The organism is Photorhabdus sp. RM323S (assembly GCF_042879375.1).
Taxonomy (GTDB): Bacteria; Pseudomonadota; Gammaproteobacteria; order Enterobacterales; family Enterobacteriaceae; genus Photorhabdus; species Photorhabdus tasmaniensis.
In genome coordinates this window covers 1-19,752 of sequence record NZ_JBHFKZ010000069.1, presented here as the reverse complement: position 1 = coordinate 19,752, position 19,752 = coordinate 1, and the positions used below count along the sequence as shown (strand labels likewise).

Annotated in this window: 19 protein-coding genes and 2 pseudogenes; 9 read left to right on the top strand and 12 right to left on the bottom strand. The window is 38.6% G+C overall.

The annotated features are described in order from the left end of the window. The 3 genes and pseudogenes from ACGF7G_RS20185 (at position 1) to ACGF7G_RS20175 (ending at position 1,891) form a co-directional block, all read left to right on the top strand. Positions 1-927, top strand: coding sequence for a phage tail protein (locus ACGF7G_RS20185; RefSeq protein ID WP_387467888.1), 927 nt, complete (start codon positions 1-3; stop codon positions 925-927). After that, positions 927-1,553, top strand: a pseudogene (locus ACGF7G_RS20180) (tail fiber assembly protein). The gene ACGF7G_RS20185 and the pseudogene ACGF7G_RS20180 overlap by 1 nt, the downstream one beginning before the upstream one ends. Then, on the top strand, positions 1,532-1,891 hold the full coding sequence (locus ACGF7G_RS20175) for a hypothetical protein (RefSeq protein ID WP_387467886.1): 360 nt from the start codon (positions 1,532-1,534) through the stop codon (positions 1,889-1,891). The pseudogene ACGF7G_RS20180 and the gene ACGF7G_RS20175 overlap by 22 nt, the downstream one beginning before the upstream one ends. A gap of 104 nt (positions 1,892-1,995) precedes the next feature. Here ACGF7G_RS20175 and ACGF7G_RS20170 read toward each other — a convergent pair whose 3' ends face one another. Beyond that, the gene (locus ACGF7G_RS20170; RefSeq protein ID WP_387467884.1) at positions 1,996-2,217 is read right to left on the bottom strand and encodes a hypothetical protein; all 222 of its coding nucleotides are present in this window, start codon (positions 2,215-2,217) and stop codon (positions 1,996-1,998) included. A 638-nt stretch (positions 2,218-2,855) separates the two neighbouring features. Between ACGF7G_RS20170 and ACGF7G_RS20165 the strand changes: the two genes are divergently transcribed. Continuing rightward, positions 2,856-3,551 (top strand): methyltransferase domain-containing protein, encoded by a 696-nt coding sequence (locus ACGF7G_RS20165; RefSeq protein WP_387467882.1) that lies wholly within the window; start codon positions 2,856-2,858, stop codon positions 3,549-3,551. A 62-nt stretch (positions 3,552-3,613) separates the two neighbouring features. On the opposite strand, the gene ACGF7G_RS20160 is transcribed toward ACGF7G_RS20165, so the two are convergent. Beyond that, complete coding sequence (locus tag ACGF7G_RS20160) at positions 3,614-4,711, bottom strand: glycosyltransferase family 4 protein (protein WP_387467880.1); 1,098 nt, start codon at positions 4,709-4,711, stop codon at positions 3,614-3,616. 382 nt (positions 4,712-5,093) lie between these two features. After that, a protein-coding gene (locus ACGF7G_RS20155; protein ID WP_387467878.1) for an IS5 family transposase occupies positions 5,094-5,860 on the bottom strand; the annotation gives its coding sequence in 2 pieces (ribosomal slippage) (positions 5,094-5,485 and positions 5,485-5,860; 768 coding nt in all). Between the two features lie 508 nt (positions 5,861-6,368). Between ACGF7G_RS20155 and ACGF7G_RS20150 the strand changes: the two genes are divergently transcribed. Both ACGF7G_RS20150 and ACGF7G_RS20145 read left to right on the top strand, forming a co-directional pair. After that, on the top strand, positions 6,369-6,689 hold the full coding sequence (locus ACGF7G_RS20150; protein ID WP_387467876.1) for a type II toxin-antitoxin system RelE/ParE family toxin: 321 nt from the start codon (positions 6,369-6,371) through the stop codon (positions 6,687-6,689). Further along, positions 6,679-6,963: a helix-turn-helix transcriptional regulator gene (locus ACGF7G_RS20145; RefSeq protein ID WP_133812500.1), complete on the top strand. Its 285-nt coding sequence runs from the start codon at positions 6,679-6,681 to the stop codon at positions 6,961-6,963. The genes ACGF7G_RS20150 and ACGF7G_RS20145 overlap by 11 nt, the downstream gene beginning before the upstream one ends. Positions 6,964-7,374: 411 nt before the next feature. Here ACGF7G_RS20145 and ACGF7G_RS20140 read toward each other — a convergent pair whose 3' ends face one another. The 3 genes and pseudogenes from ACGF7G_RS20140 to ACGF7G_RS20130 form a co-directional block, all read right to left on the bottom strand. Then, positions 7,375-8,007: a tail fiber assembly protein gene (locus ACGF7G_RS20140; protein ID WP_387467874.1), complete on the bottom strand. Its 633-nt coding sequence runs from the start codon at positions 8,005-8,007 to the stop codon at positions 7,375-7,377. Further along, positions 8,007-9,242 (bottom strand): phage tail protein, encoded by a 1,236-nt coding sequence (locus ACGF7G_RS20135; protein ID WP_387467872.1) that lies wholly within the window; start codon positions 9,240-9,242, stop codon positions 8,007-8,009. The genes ACGF7G_RS20140 and ACGF7G_RS20135 overlap by 1 nt, the downstream gene beginning before the upstream one ends. Positions 9,243-9,534: 292 nt before the next feature. Further along, positions 9,535-10,375: pseudogene (locus ACGF7G_RS20130) on the bottom strand (ISAs1 family transposase). Between the two features lie 995 nt (positions 10,376-11,370). On the opposite strand from ACGF7G_RS20130, the gene ACGF7G_RS20125 reads away from it, so the two are divergent. Beyond that, a complete protein-coding gene (locus ACGF7G_RS20125) occupies positions 11,371-12,456 on the top strand; it encodes a glycosyltransferase (protein WP_387467870.1) in 1,086 nt (361 codons plus the stop codon). Between the two features lie 353 nt (positions 12,457-12,809). Here ACGF7G_RS20125 and ACGF7G_RS20120 read toward each other — a convergent pair whose 3' ends face one another. The 4 genes from ACGF7G_RS20120 to ACGF7G_RS20105 all read right to left on the bottom strand — a co-directional run bounded on the left by ACGF7G_RS20120 (position 12,810) and on the right by ACGF7G_RS20105 (position 16,810). Continuing rightward, a complete protein-coding gene (locus ACGF7G_RS20120) occupies positions 12,810-13,754 on the bottom strand; it encodes a glycosyltransferase (RefSeq protein WP_387467868.1) in 945 nt (314 codons plus the stop codon). Positions 13,755-14,110: 356 nt separating this feature from the next. Continuing rightward, the gene (locus ACGF7G_RS20115) at positions 14,111-15,661 is read right to left on the bottom strand and encodes a phosphoethanolamine transferase (RefSeq protein WP_387467866.1); all 1,551 of its coding nucleotides are present in this window, start codon (positions 15,659-15,661) and stop codon (positions 14,111-14,113) included. Positions 15,662-16,221: 560 nt separating this feature from the next. Beyond that, on the bottom strand, positions 16,222-16,461 hold the full coding sequence (locus ACGF7G_RS20110) for a helix-turn-helix domain-containing protein (RefSeq protein WP_387467864.1): 240 nt from the start codon (positions 16,459-16,461) through the stop codon (positions 16,222-16,224). A gap of 19 nt (positions 16,462-16,480) precedes the next feature. Then, the gene (locus ACGF7G_RS20105; RefSeq protein WP_133812487.1) at positions 16,481-16,810 is read right to left on the bottom strand and encodes a type II toxin-antitoxin system RelE/ParE family toxin; all 330 of its coding nucleotides are present in this window, start codon (positions 16,808-16,810) and stop codon (positions 16,481-16,483) included. A gap of 400 nt (positions 16,811-17,210) precedes the next feature. Between ACGF7G_RS20105 and ACGF7G_RS20100 the strand changes: the two genes are divergently transcribed. Beyond that, the gene (locus ACGF7G_RS20100; protein WP_387467862.1) at positions 17,211-17,969 is read left to right on the top strand and encodes a hypothetical protein; all 759 of its coding nucleotides are present in this window, start codon (positions 17,211-17,213) and stop codon (positions 17,967-17,969) included. 2 nt (positions 17,970-17,971) lie between these two features. After that, complete coding sequence (locus ACGF7G_RS20095) at positions 17,972-18,394, top strand: tail fiber assembly protein (RefSeq protein WP_387467860.1); 423 nt, start codon at positions 17,972-17,974, stop codon at positions 18,392-18,394. Positions 18,395-18,419: 25 nt separating this feature from the next. Here the strand turns inward: ACGF7G_RS20095 and ACGF7G_RS20090 are convergent, their stop codons facing one another. Both ACGF7G_RS20090 and ACGF7G_RS20085 read right to left on the bottom strand, forming a co-directional pair. Next, positions 18,420-19,046 (bottom strand): tail fiber assembly protein, encoded by a 627-nt coding sequence (locus ACGF7G_RS20090; RefSeq protein ID WP_387467858.1) that lies wholly within the window; start codon positions 19,044-19,046, stop codon positions 18,420-18,422. Next, positions 19,046-19,752, bottom strand: a 707-nt coding sequence (locus ACGF7G_RS20085) for a phage tail protein (RefSeq protein ID WP_387467856.1), incomplete at its 5' end; no start/stop codon positions are given. The genes ACGF7G_RS20085 and ACGF7G_RS20090, both read right to left, overlap by 1 nt.

Here is a 19,752-nt window from a genome sequence, read left to right as displayed (position 1 = left end):
GTGGAAACGGTGAATTTGGCTCAGGGGGCATATCCTGGTTTGAGATCCGTTAATGAGATCCCTTCTCTTGGATATAACGGCGCGTTCCAAGGTAGAGAGCATACTAACTATGCAAAAGGGATCAGCGTCGGCGATTCCGACTATGGCCAGATCTGGGTTAATTCATCCGGGCGGTTATTTGCACAATTTTCCAATAATAATGGTGCAAAACCGGGAGGGGAATGTGTTTATACTGACGATATCATCGTTCAAAAGGCTAATAATGCCGTGCCTAGCAGTCGGAAAATTAATGGCAAGACGTTGAGTGAGGATATCAGTTTAAGTGCCGGGGATGTGGGGGCTTTGCCGGAAACAGTTTATGTTGAAAGTATTCCCACCCGCAGGTTTGTGGGGGCATTTTCTGGCGGAGGCGGAGCGGGATGGGTCAAAGGCATTAACATCGGGACAGGCGGTGATACGGGGCAAATCTATGTTAATCAATACGGTGAGCTATATGCGTATTTTTTTAATACTAACGGTTCAATAGACGGTGGTCCAGTCAGTAACTGCCCCTTAGGCGCTCCTGTTCCGTGGCCGTTACCCAATGCGCCTGCCGGCTATCTCACATGTAACGGCCAGACATTTGTTAAATCACACTATCCCAAATTGGCAGCAGCTTACCCTTCCGGTGTACTACCTGATTTACGCGGTGAGTTCATCCGTGGCTGGGATGATAGTCGTGGTATAGATGGCGGGCGTGGGATTTTGTCGTGGCAAACTGATGAATTTAAATCTCATGCACATAGTTATGCATATATTACAGAGCCGGGTCTGGGCCGAGCAGGGGGAACTGGGGCACATGTAACGACGAATGAAACAGATAAAACTGGGGGTAGTGAAACCCGCCCCCGCAATATCGCATTTAACTACATAGTGAGAGCAGCATAATGACAGAACAAAAATACTCTTTAGAACACGAAACAGCCGTATTGGGTAAAGATGGATTAGCGACTCAAGCGGGCTGGATAAAGGTTTATCACTCTAATCAAATTACACGAGAATTCACGAGCTCTGATATTGAATACGTCATGCTCGGTGTCAGCTTATCGGCTGGAGCCTATCCCGACGCCCCCGAACTTCCGAAATCTGATGATGAGGCTGTTTGTAGAAGCGAAGATAAACTCTGTTGGGAAATCCTCCCTGACTATCGCGGTAAAATCGCTTACGACACGCAAACTCGTGCTCCGACCGAGATAACAGAAATCGGTGAGTTGCCCGACACACTCACATTCAAAAAACCACCCACTGATTTTGACAAATGGGATGGTAAAGAGTGAGTAGTAGATAAAGACCTTCTCAAATCGCATCAGATTGATGAAGCCAAGCAACAGCAAGCAGCACTGTTACAACAGGCAAATGACACTCTCTCATTGTTGCAAGACTCGGTTGACTTAGAAGTTGCTACAGACTCAGAGAAAGCCGCTCTGCTTGAATGGAAGAAGTACCGGGTATTACTAAGTCGGGTAGATACTTCACAAGCGCCTAATGTTGAATGGCCGGAGCAGCCGAAGTAAGACAAAAGCCGGTTAGTCCGGCTTTATCCGTCCTCACCACCACTTTCCCTCATCCCCAATTTAATCACTCCGCAGGTTTTTCAGACCAGGTAATATCCGGTGCTGATGTGACATCAGCCCAACTCAGTAATACCCACATATTTTCCAAGCAATCAGCGATGATTTTTCAATTTACTTACGTGGTGCGCTACAATCATCACTCAATGATTAACACTGATGTAAACTATGTTCCCGCCATATGTGTTAACCTCATACTATTTATTGTCAATTTTTACTCTAGTGTTATTATCACCACCCACCAAATAAGTAAATCCGTCCTCTATGGCGCAATTGAATGAAAATAAACTATAATTTCTATCATGGAGATACACCGGTTTACTCCGAATGTCATCAGAAAGATTTATAACTTGACTTGGTTTTACTGTATCTGATGAATAGGCTGTTACAATCTAACTGAATTTATGTTGATACTTATTGTCAGATTCGGACTTTGTATACGCGTCAATTTACCTGCTAAAATTGAAATGTTCACTGTTACATCAATTGACACTCCTGCTATCATTCGAACTGTAGCTAGTTTATTGGCAACAACCGCCGTGCTATTTGATGGGACCTTCTCCACATCCGCCGCTTCTAAACTAATATCCCCCCAAAGTTTTCCCATTAATTTTCCGACTACTTAGCACTACCCTTTAGCCAAATTGACGGTTTTCACTAAACTCGGTAAAAAATATCTTGAGATATTCCCCAGTAACGACAAGTCTTACTAACATTATTACCCTCTTGAACGTGAACTAATATTTTGAGCTTTCTTTTTCCAATTATATAAGTATTTAAGTTTATAAAAATAATTAAATCATTCTGATTCACATGATGAAAAATACATAGTATGGTACTAGTGGAGGATTCATCCAGATGAAAATATTGGACTTTAATTTCTATCGTCTTTGAAAGCGAAACTACTTTTTACTATTACTTGATTTCCTATTAATACATAGATATGAAACTTACAAAAAGTCATCTAATCAAACTGTTATCAGTTGTTGAGTTCTTTACCTCTTGTCTTTTAGTTCATATGATTTTAGGTTACCGTTTAAAAGTAGGTTATGTACTTACTGTATTCCCTATTTTCTTATTGCTAAGTTATTTTTATAAGATTTATAGAGTTCTTCCTATCTCTCTTAGTATAGTGACTCTCATTTATGTTTCTACTGTGCTGGTGTATGACCAGCCGAACTTTAATTTTACTTTCTATTCATATCGGGAATTTTCTCGATATCAATCAGCACTAGGTGTAATCTAATGAAAAATATTCCACGCTCTACCTTAAACGATATCATTGAATGGGATGTTAATAGTTGGTCTAAATGTTTAGATTTTTGGCTTTCAAAGGGAAAGGTTAATTTAGAAAATGCTCAAGCTTTGGAGATTGGCAGTCGCAATGGTGGTTTGTCATTATGGGCATCACTAAATGGTGCTAGAGTAATTTGCTCAGATCTTGGCGGCCCGAATAAAAAAGCTTACCAAAAACATAGAGATTACAATCTTAGTGATTATATTACATATAAAAATATAAATGCATTAAACATTCCATATGAAAATGAACTGGATATTGTACTTTCTAAATCAGTTATCGGCGGTATAGGGCGCAATAATAATATTGAAAATCAGAAAATAGCCACATCAGAAATATACAAATCTTTAAAGAAAGGAGGAGAATACTGGTTTGCTGAAAACCTATTAGCATCTCCTGCACATAAAATATTAAGATCTAAGTTTATCCAATGGGGAAATGAATGGAAATATATAACAATAAACGATATGAATGAATATTTATATCAATTCTCAAGTGTTGAATATACTACCGTAGGGTTTGTTTCCTGTTTTGGAAGAACAGAAAAACAAAGAAGAATATTAAATTTTTTTGATAAATTTATATTCTCAGCAATAATTCCTGAAAAATGGAATTATATTATGATTGGAGTGGCTAAAAAATAGAGTTTTTTTTCATATAAAGCTTGAGGTTTGGAATGAGGGAAAACATCCCTCATTCATTTTATTTAGGATTTATAAACTGAACGATAAATATTTATCGTTTCTGAGACCATTCTCCTAACATCAAATTCATTAATTGCTTTTTCTCTGGCCTTTTCAGACAGCCTTTCTAATTCTTGAGATGATAAACCCGCAATCAGTTTTAAAATCTCATATACTGATGCTTCATTTCCCGCTTTTGTGATCCAGCCATTAACACCATGCTCAATGTTTTCTGGTAATCCCCCGAAGTCACTAACAATAATAGGCAGACTACAAGCCATCATCTCTCTGCAAGCAAAACTGATAGTTTCACAATTGGTAGATAAAACAAAGCCTACAGAAGCGTTCTTCATGTAATTAATGATCCTTTTGTCATCATCGATATAACCAGTGAATTCAATATCAACATGAGAGAAAGGAATACCGACTAATTTATTGATATCTTTTTGGTAAGGAATACGCCCAATGATCTTTATACGAAATTTATCAGATAATGCTTTATCTTTTGCTAGGCATCTTATCAACAAATACCAACCCTTGTGCCCAGCTGTCCCAGCAGAAGAAATAAGCGTTATCTTTCCTTTTTCTGTAATTATACGTTCAATCTTCCATTTGTCAGTATTAACACCATTTTTTATGGTAACAGCCTGTTTGTCAGAGACAAAAGAGTAGCATTGGTTTCTGGTGGCGTCACTAACAAAGATGATTTTTTCATTGAATTTTTTCAACCTGATTCTGGATAACCAGGACACAAAATAATGATTATGTTTTGTATAGATTATCTTACTTTTCACGCCAAAAAGAACCTTTGCTAGGATAGCGATCTTATTATCAGAAGTTCCATTAGTATGAATAACGTCAATTTTTTGTTTTTTTACAATACATGATAAGGTCTTACAGGTTGTTACGAGTTGTTTAACTTTATTGAGTTTGCAGAAAAAATAAAGTGGAACAACATTATTGAATCCAGAGCTGATAAGTTCTTTGTACAATCTACTTTCTGGTGGGCAAGCAACAAATAGTTTCCCTTTGTTATAATCAAAATACTTAACTATGCTCATTATATATGTGGTATGACCACCACCATTTCCTGTATGAAAATTTGTAATCATAATATTCATGATTCTTGCTTACTCTTACCTTTAATTATCTGTTAAGGTTATGAGCTATGTCTCATAGCCTTGTTACTAAAATTCTTATTTTTCTCTGTTACGTAGTCAGGGTTTTAAATATTCAACAGGCTATTTCTTTGCAGTAAATCCTCTTAAGAATATTATCAGACCCAATATGCTGTTTGATCAACTGCTGAGAATCTGGGACATATGAATCGATAAAATTCTTGTTTGCTACACCATGTAATTTTAGCATGTTTTGCGTAATCGATAGTTAGGTTACGAAAGGGTATTTAAAGCTTACCTGTTTACAATACTCTGCTTTACAGAGATATCAACTTATTCTAAATTACGTAACGTAAAGATATATAATAATCTCTAGGCAGTGTCGTCATGAAATTTTCAGCCAAAGAACAAAGCAACGGATTTGCACTGCGGCAAGAAAAGACGCACTATTTTTTGCATAGCGCGTGGCTATACCACGCCAGCGCTTAAGATGAAGGAAAGCATTTTCAACCAAATGGCGAAGCCGGTAGAGTTCACGATCATATTCTCTGGCGACCTTCCGATTTTTCCGGCTAGGGATCTGGACTTGCATGCCTTGTTGTTCAGCTTTTTCTACTATTGCGTTGCTATCATAGCCCTTGTCCGCCAAGAGATGCTCTGCATTGAGCCCTTCAATTAAGGTCTCAGCTTGTGAACAATCCGCTGTGGTACCGCTTGTAATAACAATTCTGACTGGCATACCATGCGCATCCACGGCCAAATGTATCTTTGTATTGAGCCCCCTTTTGTGAGCCCCATATCCTGATTACCTCCTTTGGCTCCTGCCGCATCGGGATGAACCTTAATATGGCTGGCATCAAGCATTAACCACTCGAAATCGGGGTCATTGACCAACTGTTCGAGCAGCTTTTCCCATATACCTTTGTCTCTCCAGCGGCAAAAACGACGGTGGGTATTTTTCCAGTCACCATAATCAGTATGGAGGTCTCGCCAAGGCGCACCCGTCCGTAAAATCCAAAACACCCCATTGATAAAACGCCGATTATCTTCAGCTACACGCCCCCAAGCGCCTTTACGCCCTGGCAAATGAGGTTCAAGCATGCTCCAGGCGCGATCTGAAATATCGTGGCGGCGGTGTGCAGGTGTACTCATGGTTAATCGACTCTTATGATGGAATGATGGGGCATTATTATTGCACGAAATTTCTCATGACGACACTGTCTAGGGAAGAATTTGGCTAGGTAAAAATTGAATCTTGGTTTTTCCTAAATTTCTTTTAATAAGATTAATAGAGTTCTTATTATTCTTCTCGGTATAGTCACTCTTATTATGCCCCTATCGGGCTGACTGTAGTGGCCAACTAATTCCGGACAGTAAATTAATCTGATTTCAAGCTTCTGAATAGCCCTTTCCATTGGGGTATTATCCCAGCAATTGCCACGGCGGTTCATACTTCGCGTCATGCGATAACGCCATAGCCTTTGCCGGAATTGCACGGCTGATATACCGGCCACTACAAAATCGGGCAAGCGGGAACGATGTAGTGCCGTTTTTGTTGAATGCATGATCCCGTCTGTGGACTCTGTTAATTCACCTATTGGTTAAATTAACCTTTGATTTAAATTCATCTTTGAGTTAATTTTCCCGAAAAGGGGGATGCATGTTTGAACTGATATTTCACGAAGAAGCTAACAATGAGATTCAAGCACTGGACGAGGTGATGAAAGGTAAAACGGTACTGGCACTTGATAAACTAGAAGCCAGGGGGAACACATTGCGGTACCCGGCAACAGAACCGTTGCGTGACGGGTTATTCCAGTTACGCGTTGGCAATAAAGACATTACCCGGACCATTTTTGCTTATGCCGTCAGCCGGCGAATTTACATACTCCGCACATTTATCAAGAAAACACCGAAAACCCCAGCGCCAGAAATAAAACTGGCATTGCAAAGATTAGAGGAGATGACAAATGAAAGTTAAAGGTATTCCCTGGTCAGAAGTCAGGGCACAAGCCCTTTCATCCCCCGGAGCTCAGGCCGCTTATGAAGCAGCCAAGCAGGAAGAGGCACTCTACGAGTTGATACAGAGCATGAAAAAAAGGGCAGGCATTAACAGTTCACAGTTAGCCGAACGACTGGGAATTACTCCACCGGCAGTTGCTAAGGTTGAAAAAAACCCGATGAAAGCCAGCGTTGCGACACTTGAGCGCTATGCGGCGGCGTGTGGCGTTAACCTCAAAATTAGTATCGTTTAACTGTTGCCCGTCGCCTCTTGGATATATCAACTAAGAGGCGACGGGTATTTACTAACCAATGAACCCCGCGTATTTCTTATTCAGCGCACATGTCCGGCTATTGCGTTTAAATTTCCAGCGTTGGTGGGGGCGACAGTATGACTGTGGGCGTGGCTGGTAGTGGTCTTTGCCAATTTGTCAACAATATCAATAAGATCTGTCTGCAACATTAACATGTTGATGCTGTCAACTACCGAGACAAACCAATCAACTCATGTATTGCAGCCACGCTGCGGCGGATGCCTGCTATTTTCTCTGTCAGTGCTCCTCCTACGGTTTTTTCGTTATTCTGAGACCAATAAGGTTTTTTGGGTTCTGGCCGACTTCTCTTGTGTTCCGAAAAACCAGAATGAAATCATGGGGATCATGCCCCTATCCTGACTTCGGCTGCTTCGGCCATTCAACATTAGGCGCTTGTGAAGTATCTACTCGGCTTAATAATACTCGGTATTTTTTCCATTCAAGCAGAGCGGCTTCCTCAGCTTCGGTAGCAACTTCTAAATCAACAGAGTCTTGCAGTAACGAAAGTGTCTCATTTGCCTTTCGTAGCAATGTGGTTTGTTGTTGCTTGGCCTCATCAATCTGATGCGATTTGAGAAGGTCTTTATCAACTACCCATTCTTTACCATCCCACTTATCATAATCGGTGTCGGGTTGTTTGAAGGTCAGGGTATCGGGTAACTCACCGAGTTCAGTCACTTCTTGCGGCGCTCGTGTTAGTGTGTCGTAAGCGGTTTTTTCACGATAGTCAGGTACTATTTCCCAGTGTGTGCAATCCTCACTACGACAAACGGCCATATCATGTGATTTGGGAAGCTCTGGCGCATCGGAATAGGCACCAACTGATAGACTGACGCCGAGCATGACATATTCAATATCGGCAGTGGTGAATTCTCTTGTCATCTGATTAGTGTGGTAAACCTTTATCCAACCTGCTTGGGTAGCCAAACCATCTTTACCCAATACGGCGGTTTCATGTTCTAAAGAGTATTTTTGTTCTGTCATTATGCTGCTCTCACTATGTAGTTAAATGCTATATTACGAGGGCGATTTTCGTTAGCTGTCGGAACGACACGAGATGCATCAAAATATACAGTCGATGTGTAGCCGCCCCCATCCTCATGATATGTACGATCAGTGTAGTCTCTCAATTCATTAAAAACGCCTGCGGATTGAACTCCTGCAACCATCTCTTTGAAAAGCATTGAGCCCGTAATATTTCTAATTGCATCCCCCTGCCATGACAAAATCCCACGACCACTATCAACACCGCGCCCATCGTCCCAGCCACGAATAAACTCACCGCGCAGATCAGGGAGCACACCGGATGGGTAAGCTGTAGCTAACTGAGGATATTGTGATTTATTAAATGTTTGACCGTTGCACATAAGATAGCCAGCAGGTGTATCTCGGGATGGATATGGAAGCGGAACGCCGACAGGGACGTTGATATCATCAAGTGTTGCTAACGTGCCATTTTTCTCTTGTGTTATTATCGTAAATCTGCGATTGCGGTTTTCATCATTAGCGTATATTGTCAAACGAGTTGCGCTGGTTCCCTCAATGCCAATTATCCGCTTATTTGCTGCTTCAAATTCGATGCCTGGCCAATTTGAGGCGTTATTGACGCTTAATTTTCCAACCCGCGCACTTAAAGCACTCGAAATCGGCAAAGCCCCCACATCCCCGGCACTCAGACTAATATCCTCACTCAACACCTTGCCGTTCACTTTCCGGCTGCCCGGCACAGCATTATTGGCCTTATTCACCGTTTCCACCAAACCAAGTTCATCCACAGAAGGCTTATTTTTTGTATTGTAGTCCCTACGCCAACCCGGATAGTACCCTTTGCCATTGTTAATATAAGTAAATTGTGCGTTGGGGATACCATGACCATTTGTCGTTGTTGGTGTTGTGATACGGATTGTCATTGCATATTCTGCACCCATCACTTCAATAACAGCGCCCGCTAAGAAAATATTACCGCAGTTCGTGTCGGTAATTATGCGATTGGAGGCATATGACCAAGATCCACGGCACACCCAATAAGACACGTCAAAGGCCCCATTTTGTTTAAGCCATGCGATGAACTCGTCTGTTGTCCACGTACCCTCACCGCCAATCGAAATACTGCCATTATACGCCCGGCATGCCCCCACATCCCCGGCACCCAGACTCACATCCCCACTCAACACCTTCCCATTAATTTTCCGGCTGCCCGGTACCGCGTTGTTAGCCAAATTCACGGTTTCCAGCAAACCAACATTTTCTGTAGTTGATTAACTGACATTATTCTTTGCCAAGGTAGACTGTTAAAGCATTAAACGGGATTCAATCTGGTAAAAATCGGACTTATCTGCGTATCAATAAATAACCAAAATGCAGATTTGGAGAAAAAAGAATTAATTGTGAAAAATTATGAACAAGTTTTGGGTAATAAAACATCGAAATAGTACCCAAAATAAATCTGGTTTTTTCTATTCCAATCTGATCATGAGTTTCCTTCTAAGCAGGGCGCGGAGCATACTTTGATTAATATTCATCCCCGAAGAAAACCCTCGTACGATAATCATCACTCCAGCCTGCTTTTTTGAGTTTATTTCGTTGGCTTGGTACACCACAATCACATTGTTTGACCATGTTCAACACGATACGCCGGAATAACACCAGATTTTCAATTGCCTCGTCCAGTACTATACGTGAATCATCCTCTTTAAATACCACATCAAGAATGTAATGTTGGCTATTTTCAATGCACCAGTCACCAGTGCTGGCGAATGTAATGCCCCAATAATTTATGCCGGGGGGAGAGGGAACTGACATAGTAAGCCGTATCCACCGTGTCCTTGCCATTTTCTGTCCGGTGCCGTTCGACTGCAATAATACTGCGGACTGTCGCCGTCTTTCCGCTATATCAGGGGGAAATTGTAGCTTGAGTTGAAACACATAACGCTCTTCCCGGCGGCTGTGTGCTTCTTGTTTGATTTCAGTGATAATTTTTTCTTTCCCTGTATCAAACACACGCTGAAACTGAGATTGAACAGTTTCCCACAGACGGAGTTGGTTTTTCTTCAATGGGTTTCCCAACCTGTTCATGCTGCTCATTGACCCAGTTGAGTAAAACTTCCAGTAAAGAATCCAGCTTGATAGCGCACAGTATTCTCGCAATCGTGTGTCGGCATATCCCATGGAGAAAGGGGCGGTATCCTCTCAGCCACTTTTTGGAGTGGCCATAAGTCTCAATGTCTTGCCAGCCTTCGGCTCCCACCATAATGGCACTGACGACGAGGAAAATAACATCAACCAGATCGTACTGATGATTGATATCAGAGCGGGTTTCTTTCACAACGGATAAATGTTCAATCAGGGTCATATGCGAACGATTAGAAGAAAAATAAGGTATGTCATTAGTCTTCATTCAATAGGCTTTAAAAAAGTATGCTCGCGCCCTGCCTTTTAAGTAGTAGTCCAAAAAGAATTGTTTAAATTTCTCCACTCTATATGATTTTATAAGTATCAATTCTTTAATTCATGCAGTAAATCCTAGAAAACTAAAATTTTATAATTTTTATTAAAAAATGAACTTAATGTGTATCCATATACTCTGTCTCTTATGTAGGATATAGTATTTCCCGCCGTGAGATATAAGATTATTCTACATAGCAAGGAATGTATAGTATAGTACTAATGGAAAACTTGACTGGATTAAAGAGATTAGAACCCAGTTTTTCTTGTTTTTCGGAAGCCAAATTATTTTTTATCACTACACGATATCCTATTGATATATGAAGATTACAAGAATCCACCGAATCAAGCTATTACAAGTTATTGCACTCTGCATCTTTTGCCCTTTAACTCATATAGCTTTGGGCTACTGTTTCGAAGTAGGTTATGTGCTTACTATATTCTCTCTTTTTCTACTACCAAACAAGGTCGCCACCTTTTATGGAGTTCTTATTGTTTCTCTTTGCATAGTCACTCCCATTTATACCCTTATCAAGCTGATGTGCAGCTCTCCAAACTTTAATTCTATTCCTCTTCCTGTTTTATACAGACAAACAAGAAATTGGCGAATTTATACCTGCTATTAATGCTCAACGAAATTCAATGAGCTTCCTAACGCTATTTTCAGAGTGGACAGGTATTAAGGAACCTACAATACCTGAAAAATGTAAAATGCTGCCCAACGAAGTATGTGAAAAGCAAGATGGTTTTTTAAATTTTGGTAAAAAACCATAAAATACAATTCATTACCGAAAGATATAATTCTTAAATGAACTGCACACTACGGAAAATATAAATAGAAGTCTGTGTTGGACTTGGTTTTAAATAAGATTAAAAGATAACAAAGATAAGGGTAGACTAATTATGAAAGCTAAAAAAATTATTATTGTAGGTTACAATATGCAGGGGTTCGGTGGAAGGGAAACTGTGTGCAAAAAATTCGTGAGCCTATTATCAAAGGATAATCCATCATTAGATATCAGCTTCCTCTTTATCAACGACATCGGTCAAGGGCCTGATGCAGTAGACGATGGATGGTTAAATGGAATGTCATTTCAGCGTATCTATTCTGAGATATATAACACAAAGGTTCGTAGGTTACACTTTGCTTTTTTATTCTCTAAATTTATGAAGAAAGAAAATCCGGATATTATTATTGCCATAGATCCATTAAGTTGTTACATAACAAGCCTAGCCAGAAAATTAATTTTTTCAAAAACCCCTATATTTTCATGGATTCACTCTTCTCTTGAGAAATTGTATAAGAGTATTTACGCAATAAAAGCTGATTATCACCTTTCTATTAGTTCAGGTATAACTCAGCAATTTATTGATAGAGGTGTTAATCCAGATAAAATATTTACTATATTTAACCCTGTTTCTAAGAAAGATGAAACTATCCCCCGACCAAGTGAAGGTATAACTAAATTTTTATATGTAGGCAGATTAACCGATGATGACAAGAATGTTAGTAGTATGTTTAAGGCATTATCACAGATTCATAGTAATTGGGAGTTAAATATTGTCGGTAGCGGTCATGATGAAAAAATATTACGTAGCATAGCTGACAGCCTAAATGTAGCTAGTAATATAGTATGGCACGGATGGCATAAGGATCCGTGGAGCTATATTATCAATGAAATTAAAGAGGTTACGGCACTTTTATTAACTTCAAATTATGAGGGGTTCCCTATGGTATTAGGAGAAGCTAATGCTCAAGGTGTATATTGTATAAGTTCTGACTGTAAAACCGGTCCCGCTGATATCATAAGCAATGGAATTAATGGTGAATTATATCCTGTTGATAAACCCTATGAATTAGTAAATAAATTACAGGATATAGTTAACGGGAAAAAACTAACTGACAGCAATACAATAAAAATGGCAATTTCCAATTTATATGATTCAAACTATTTAAAAAGAGTGAAATCAGCGCTTAATATTTTATGATATCAACTAATCAACATAAGAGAGATGATAATGCAAGGTTCACGTTTACACCCTGATAAAAAGTTATCAATTATAGTTACAGCTCATAACTTAGAAGATTTAATAGGAAGATGCTTAGAAAGTAAAAAGAATACCTATACAAAATGCCTTATGACGATTATAAAGTTTTGATGATAATTCATCGGATCTAATCCCAACTATCTTAAGAATATTCGAGCCTGAAAATGAATCATTTCATTACGTCAAAATATTGTTTCATAATATAGGTAAAGTCATAAATTATAGTGTAAGTATTAGTAGAGTGAAATACAGACTCGATAAAGAAAGAGTGGAATTTTCCACCCTTTAAAATTCTATTTCTTTATTATTTTCAGAAATTTTCTTTTAAAACTAAATCGAACATTAGTGTCTAGTATAAAGTCTAATATAGACAGACTTCTTATTAGCTCATAAACAGAATCATAATATTCCTTTGATAATTTATCTCCATATTTATAAATAAGATCTATAGCATGACAAGCCGTAAGATTCCTGAATTTCTTACCAAAAATCTTATCAGTTATTAAAATAACTTCTGCCATAATATTTACTTTAATTTCACTAATGGAATTAGACAAACTACCTTCCATTTTTATGTAGTTATAGTATTTCATCTCAGTATAGTGAATATTATTGCACTTAGCTAATAACAACGGAAATGATAGCGCATCCTCATAACAGGGAACGTCAGGAAAATTATTGCCACAAAATAATTCTTTCCTAAAAAATTTCCCACATGAATGTGCTTGAAATTTCTTATGAATTAAAAAATCTTTTATTGCCATGTCTCTGTGAAGCTTTCTTGGAAACAATAATCTTGAGTTTTCTATTATATCCGAATCTTTTCTCACTTCATTTAAACCACTGATAAATATATCTGGTCTTTTATAAGATAGAAAGTCTAGAATCTCTCTCATAGAAAAATTAGATAAAAAATCATCACCATCAAAGAATGTTATATACTCTCCGTGGCTTACCTCCACTGCATATTTTTTTACTTTTCCTAAACTCCTGAATTCCTTTCTTATATAAATAAAGGATTCATTTTCCTCTGAGAACTTTTTTAAGACTGATGGAGTTGAGTCAGAAGAACTATCATCTATCAGTAAAACTTCATATTCTTCAGGATCACAATCAGATAATGCATGTTTTATGGTGCTTACACATTTAAAGATCAATCCTTCTAGGTTATGTGCAGCTACTGCAATTGATAACTTCTTTGAAGCACAACCATAACTATCATTAGTTTTAGTCATCATACAGATAATCTCTTTTACTACTATTATAGATAATTAAAAATTAATCGTCATAAAGTAAGCACTATGCTAAATTATTCCTCAAAATAATAGGATCCCAAAAGAGAACTTCGTCTGATTTGGGTAATCTAGCCAAAATAAATCCATAATCACTAACTGGGCTGAGTCATGACTCTCATAAGCACCTGTACCCCGTAATGAGCGTTACCTGATGCAAAAAATTATTTATAAAACACTAAACCAGTACATCATGGGAAACGTGTTTCTGTAAACTATTCTGTCTACTCTTCCGTAAAATGAATTTTATCTAAAAATCAGGGCCAATACAGGCCCTGTTTGTATTTTTCATAGCATGAAATTCATTTGGGAATTTTATCTTCTGGCAATGAGCTATATTTTATGATCTTATTACTAAAATTCAAAACATCATCTTGGTTTTCACATGTTTCATTAGACAACATTTTACAATTTTCAGGTATTGTAGGTTCTTTAATACCTGTCCATTCTGAAAATAGCGTTAAGAAGTTCATTGAATTTCGTTGAACATTAATAACTTTCCGTGATGTATCGTCGTAAGAGGTAATAAATAGAGGAACCTGATAGTTCTGTTGGTATTTATCGTTATGAGCAAGTCTCATTTTCTTGGTATCTTTCTCAAAGAAAGACACTCCATGATCAGCAAAATACATCAAAGACCAGCTCCTTTTATTTTCCTGTACTTCATTAGTAATCATTGACAACAATCTATCAGTATTTTCAATACTCTGTATATAGCAAGAAACCTGCTCTGACTTAAAAAATACCTTGTATTCATAATTTGTTCTGGTGCAGGCAGGAGAGTGTGATCCCATTAAATGGATAACAATTAATTTTTTCTCTTTCTTATCTTCTAAAGCTTTTTTTAAAATTGGTATTATGTTTGTATCAGGCATACTTCTGTTAAGGCCAGAGCTGGATTCACCTTTTTTAATAAATAATGGAGAATCGGCTCTGGCTCCCATACTTGCAACCGGGGTATCAAATAACCCCATAGAACCTTGATTTGATATCCAGTAGGTATAAAAGCCAGCTTTTTTTGCCAGTGTAACAATATTATTGCTTAAAATTTCTTTACCATCTTTGACTATTGCCAGCGAGTTTGCCAATGATATCTGGGTTGATGGACCTGCGGAGATATAATTTGTAAAAAGCGTCCCATTCGCAGTACTCATAAAAGGTGTGTTGTGTATCGGGAATCCATATGCATTCATAACATCTCTACGTACACTTTCCCCAATAACAACAATGTAAGTGTTATATTTGGACTGTGCTGATACTGTTCCCCACGTATCCTTTTCACTTAATATTTCCTGCATTTTCTTATATTCGCTTTTTACCCTTATAAAGTTGATAGTGACATCTTTAACTACTCTGATTTCAGGAAGGCCAGAGTCAAGGATATTGAATTCTTTACCCTGTATAAAGGCTTTTAAAGGGTGATGTATTATCGTGATTAATGCAAAAGAAAATAGAAAAACATTAATTTTTTTATATAAATTGATGCTTACTTTTAACGATAACAAGCAAAATATTAAGATAAGTGCACTAAAAAGATAATGTTCAACTGGGATAGAAGAGATAAACTCACTGGCTTCTCGTTCGTTTGTATAGAATAACGAAAGAATTGAGTTGAAGTTTGGTGATCCATATGTAAGACCGATAGGGGCATAAATGAAAGTTGCTATGCCAAGAACGACAAGAAGAACTCTATAAACTATAGTGGTTCTGTTTAACAATAGAAAAATGAAGAATGCAGAAAATACATACCCTATTTTTAAACGATAACCCAACGCTATATGAGCTAAAAGGCAAAAAATGAAGAGTGCAACAACTGGCAATAACTTGATTAGGTGGTTTTTTGTAAGTTTCATATTTATATATCAACAGGATATCAAACGGTGGTAAAATTTAGTTTAACGTTCAAAAAATAAAAGAAACTAAGATGCAATCTCCTCATCCAGCCAAGCTTCCATTAATACTATACTATGTATTTTTCGTCATGTGAATAAAAGTAATCTGATGTTTTCTTAAACGGAATAGTTCGGATATAGAAGAAATCGTATGAGGTAGAAATGTCACTATAGTCTTCCAATGTAGGAAAATAAATTAAAATACACATGCATATATGGTTTACTAATGAATCATAGTAAAGATGGAAAGTAAATAAGATAATTCTTAAATACACGGATATAACTAATTTTTACCGTATTTCGTCTCATTTAATATTTTAAAAAGCTGACTTTCTAAAGATCGCTGTGAGTTAATGAGCTATAGAAAACATTGTGAAAAAGGGGATGATTATCCCGTGATCAAACTCACCAACACCTATATTGATCTCCTGCACATTGATAGCAATCGAGTTAATCTTCTCTCTTTCGCCCAGTATCTTAATCAAATTTCATGATAAAGATACTGGGGGATGTGGCTAAAATTAAAGTGTTATTTGGAGTTTTTCGACACCGCAAGCTCGGGCATAACGTGCAAGGGTATCTATGCTGGCCTTATTTATATTGCTTTCCATGCGAGAGACAGTCGGTGGCTTAACTCCCATACGTTCTGCTACTTGGGCACGTGTGATGCCTGCATTGCGCCGCCATTCAGCTAGCAGCGCCTGTAATTTTTCTTTTCGCTCTTCGGTTTCGTATGCTGCCCGGTACTCGGGGTCTTTCATCCATTCAGCGTGTAATTCGTCATGAGTTTTCAATTTCACGTTTGATTTCCTCCAGTCTTCGTTTAGCTAGCTCAATTTCGTTTTTTGGCGTCTTTTGGTTTTTTTTAATGAAGATGCGGAGCATATAGATCTTGCTACCCGCCTCATAAACCCAAATACCACGAGCGATGTCGTTACCCATTGTGCGGATCTCGTAAAGCCCATCACCAAGAGGCTTTGTATCCGGTTCCCGTAGGATCCGCGGGTTTTCCTCCAGTTTTTTAACCAGCCGGTCATACTTCACTTTTGTCAGTTTTGGTAAGCTATCGGCTTCTTTGGCTGCTTCATCATGATAGATAACTTTAAACACTCTTTCCTCCTCCTGAAATAAATATTAGCATCCAAGTTAAATTAGCTCAAAGGCTAATTTTTTAAAGAAATGTACAGAATCTGTTATGAGATGGCCAACGACAAATCTACCTGATTTCCCATATCAGCTTATCATTTCAAGCATTGAGAATGCTGTAAGCTGCATGACTTACCAAATTGGGCTATGTAAATCCGCTGATTTATCACCCAAAAGATGTTCGTAATTCCCTCATAATTAATGCATTCTTCTCTTAATCATCATTTTGGTTATTTATTGATACGCAGATAAGTCCGATTTTTACCAGATTGAACCCCGTTTAATGCTTTAACAGTCTGCCTTGGCAAAGAATAATGTCAGTTAATCAACTACAGAAAATGTTGGTTTGTCGGAAACGGTGGCGTTGGCGAAAAATGCATACTCAAAATCAGGTGGTGTTTTAAATGGGGATGTGAATGCAACCGGATATGTAAAATCCGGAGATGGCAAAGATGTTGTATCTAGTCAAGACATGTGGGCTAAAAGATACATTTATGAGAGCGGATACCGTGTTTACAGCCCAAATAATAAACCCACTGCCGGGGATGTGGGGGCGTATTCTAAATTTGAATCTGATAGTAAGTTCGCGCGTGGAAATGTTACAGTTGTACAAACAACAGGCGCGTATCCACGAATCGAATTCTGGTCAACAGCGGATAAACGTAATCGTGGATTCTTTGGTATTGAAGCTAATCTTAATGATGACAATTCTCAATCTATTTATTTGTATAAGCGAAAAGCCTCTGGTGAAAATATTTATGTCACTTCTTTTCCGCGCAAATATGGAGTATTAGCAACAACTGATGATGTTAACACCAGAGGAGCTAGAAATACTGCAAATAAAGCTGTTAACGGTTGGTGGAAATGTGAAGATACCGGGATGATTTATCAATGGGGAGTAACTCGAGTTTTAGGACCACAAGAAATTATCACAGTTCAACTACCTGTTAGGTTCTCTGATGTATGTGTGAGTGTAATGTTGACGGTGAATCGAAGAGGATCAGGTGATGGTGTAGCTAATGGTTACGTAGCTGATCTGAGTCCATCTTCATTTAAATTGACTAATGATTATGCTAATAGTCCTATTAGTGTAGGTTATTATTGGTTCGCTGTGGGGTATTAATTATGTATTATTACAGTGCAACAACTAACGCATTTTATCCGGTCAAATGGAAACAAGATTACATCAATGCCGGTTCATTTCCAAATGATGCAGTGGAAGTCAATGAGGCTGTTTTCATTGAGTTTGCAAGCAGTACTCCTCCAGAAGGTCAATACCGTATAGCAGGTAAAAATGGTTTCCCTGAATGGGCGGATGTTCCTCCGCCAACAAAAGAAGAATTGCAGCAACAGGCTAAATTTCAAAAACAGCAATTAATAGCTGAAGCAACAAACCAAATCGCACCATTACAAGACGTGATGGATCTAAATATGGCAAATGATGAGGAAAAAGCGCAGTTATTAGCTTGGAAAAAATACCAAATATCACTGAGCCGTATTGATGTTACATCAGCACCAGATATTAACTGGCCTAAAAAACCAGAATGAAATCAGGGGCATCATGCCCCTATCCTTACTTCGGCTGCTCCGGCCATTCAACATTAGGCGCTTGTGAAGTATCTACCCGAGTGAGTAATACCCGGTATTTCTTCCATTCAAGTAGAGTGGCTTTCTCTGAGTCTGTCGCAACCTCCAAGTCAACCGAGTCTTGTAGCAATGAGAGTGTGTCATTTGCCTGTTGTAACAGTGCTGCTTGCTGTTGCTTGGCCTCATCAATCTGATGCGATTTGAGAAGGTCTTTATCTACTACCCATTCTTTACCGTTCCACTTGTCAAAATCAGTGGGTGGTTTTTTGAATGTGAGCGTATCCGGTAATTCCCCGATTTCAGTGATTTCAGTCGGAGCGCGAGTTTGCGTGTCGTAAGCTATCTTTCCACGATAGTCAGGTAAGATTTCCCAATAGAGTTTATCTTCGCTACGACAAACTGCCTTATCGTGAGAATCAGGAAGTTCTGGCGCATCAGAATAAGCACCGGCTGACAGACTGACACCCAGCATGACATATTCGATATCAGAGCTCGTGAATTCTCGTGTGATTTGATTAGAGTGATAAACCTTTATCCAGCCTGCTTGGGTAGCTAAACCATCTTTACCCAATACGGCTGTTTCGTGTTCTAAAGAATATTTTTGTTCTGTCATTATGCTGCTCTCACTATGTAGTTAAATGCGATATTGCGGGGGCGGGTTTCGTTTTCTGTTATTCCGATGACGCCGCCAGTTCCCGTGCTTTGATCTAGTGAACGTGTGTATAAACTGTTTCTCGCAGTTCCCCACGATTCACCCCCCGCTAACACGAGATTTTCAACGATTTGTTTTGAAATCACTTTATAGTGTGTGTGATCTGGAATTCCGTCCGGTTGCCACGTACCGCACGCTCTGCCAGGATCGACGCCACGACTATCATCCCAACCACGGATAAACTCACCTCTTAAGTCAGGTACTTTACCGTCAGGATAAGCTTCTGTTAATTTTGGATATAAAGATTTATCAAATGTCTGACCGTTACATGTTAAGTAACCAGCGGGTGTATATCGATGAGGATATGGAAGAGGTACACCCACAGGACTGTTGATATCATCAAGTGTTGCTAATGTGCCATTTTTTGCAGGAAAATTAACAATATAAATATTATTACCAGCCGCATTACGCTTATATAAATAAATAGATTGCGCATTGTCACTTGTCAAATTGGCTTCAATAGCAAAGAATCCACGAGACTCTTTACTAAATTGCGGGAAAAAATTAATTCGCGGATATATGCTCTTAGTATTAACAACTTCAACATTCCCCCGCGCAAAATTAGCATCAACAAAGCTTTGTTGCGCTGAATTCCTCGCCAAATTCA

What these genes read in the sequence shown, in the direction of transcription:
- ACGF7G_RS20175 (WP_387467886.1), top strand. Translation starts at nt 1,532, where the DNA reads ATGGCCGGAGCAGCCGAAGTAAGACAAAAGCCGGTTAGTCCGGCTTTA.
- ACGF7G_RS20170 (WP_387467884.1), bottom strand. Translation starts at nt 2,217, where the DNA reads ATGGGAAAACTTTGGGGGGATATTAGTTTAGAAGCGGCGGATGTGGAG.
- ACGF7G_RS20165 (WP_387467882.1), top strand. Translation starts at nt 2,856, where the DNA reads ATGAAAAATATTCCACGCTCTACCTTAAACGATATCATTGAATGGGAT.
- ACGF7G_RS20160 (WP_387467880.1), bottom strand. Translation starts at nt 4,711, where the DNA reads ATGAATATTATGATTACAAATTTTCATACAGGAAATGGTGGTGGTCAT.
- ACGF7G_RS20150 (WP_387467876.1), top strand. Translation starts at nt 6,369, where the DNA reads ATGTTTGAACTGATATTTCACGAAGAAGCTAACAATGAGATTCAAGCA.
- ACGF7G_RS20145 (WP_133812500.1), top strand. Translation starts at nt 6,679, where the DNA reads ATGAAAGTTAAAGGTATTCCCTGGTCAGAAGTCAGGGCACAAGCCCTT.
- ACGF7G_RS20140 (WP_387467874.1), bottom strand. Translation starts at nt 8,007, where the DNA reads ATGACAGAACAAAAATACTCTTTAGAACATGAAACCGCCGTATTGGGT.
- ACGF7G_RS20125 (WP_387467870.1), top strand. Translation starts at nt 11,371, where the DNA reads ATGAAAGCTAAAAAAATTATTATTGTAGGTTACAATATGCAGGGGTTC.
- ACGF7G_RS20120 (WP_387467868.1), bottom strand. Translation starts at nt 13,754, where the DNA reads ATGATGACTAAAACTAATGATAGTTATGGTTGTGCTTCAAAGAAGTTA.
- ACGF7G_RS20115 (WP_387467866.1), bottom strand. Translation starts at nt 15,661, where the DNA reads ATGAAACTTACAAAAAACCACCTAATCAAGTTATTGCCAGTTGTTGCA.
- ACGF7G_RS20110 (WP_387467864.1), bottom strand. Translation starts at nt 16,461, where the DNA reads ATGAAAGACCCCGAGTACCGGGCAGCATACGAAACCGAAGAGCGAAAA.
- ACGF7G_RS20095 (WP_387467860.1), top strand. Translation starts at nt 17,972, where the DNA reads ATGTATTATTACAGTGCAACAACTAACGCATTTTATCCGGTCAAATGG.
- ACGF7G_RS20090 (WP_387467858.1), bottom strand. Translation starts at nt 19,046, where the DNA reads ATGACAGAACAAAAATATTCTTTAGAACACGAAACAGCCGTATTGGGT.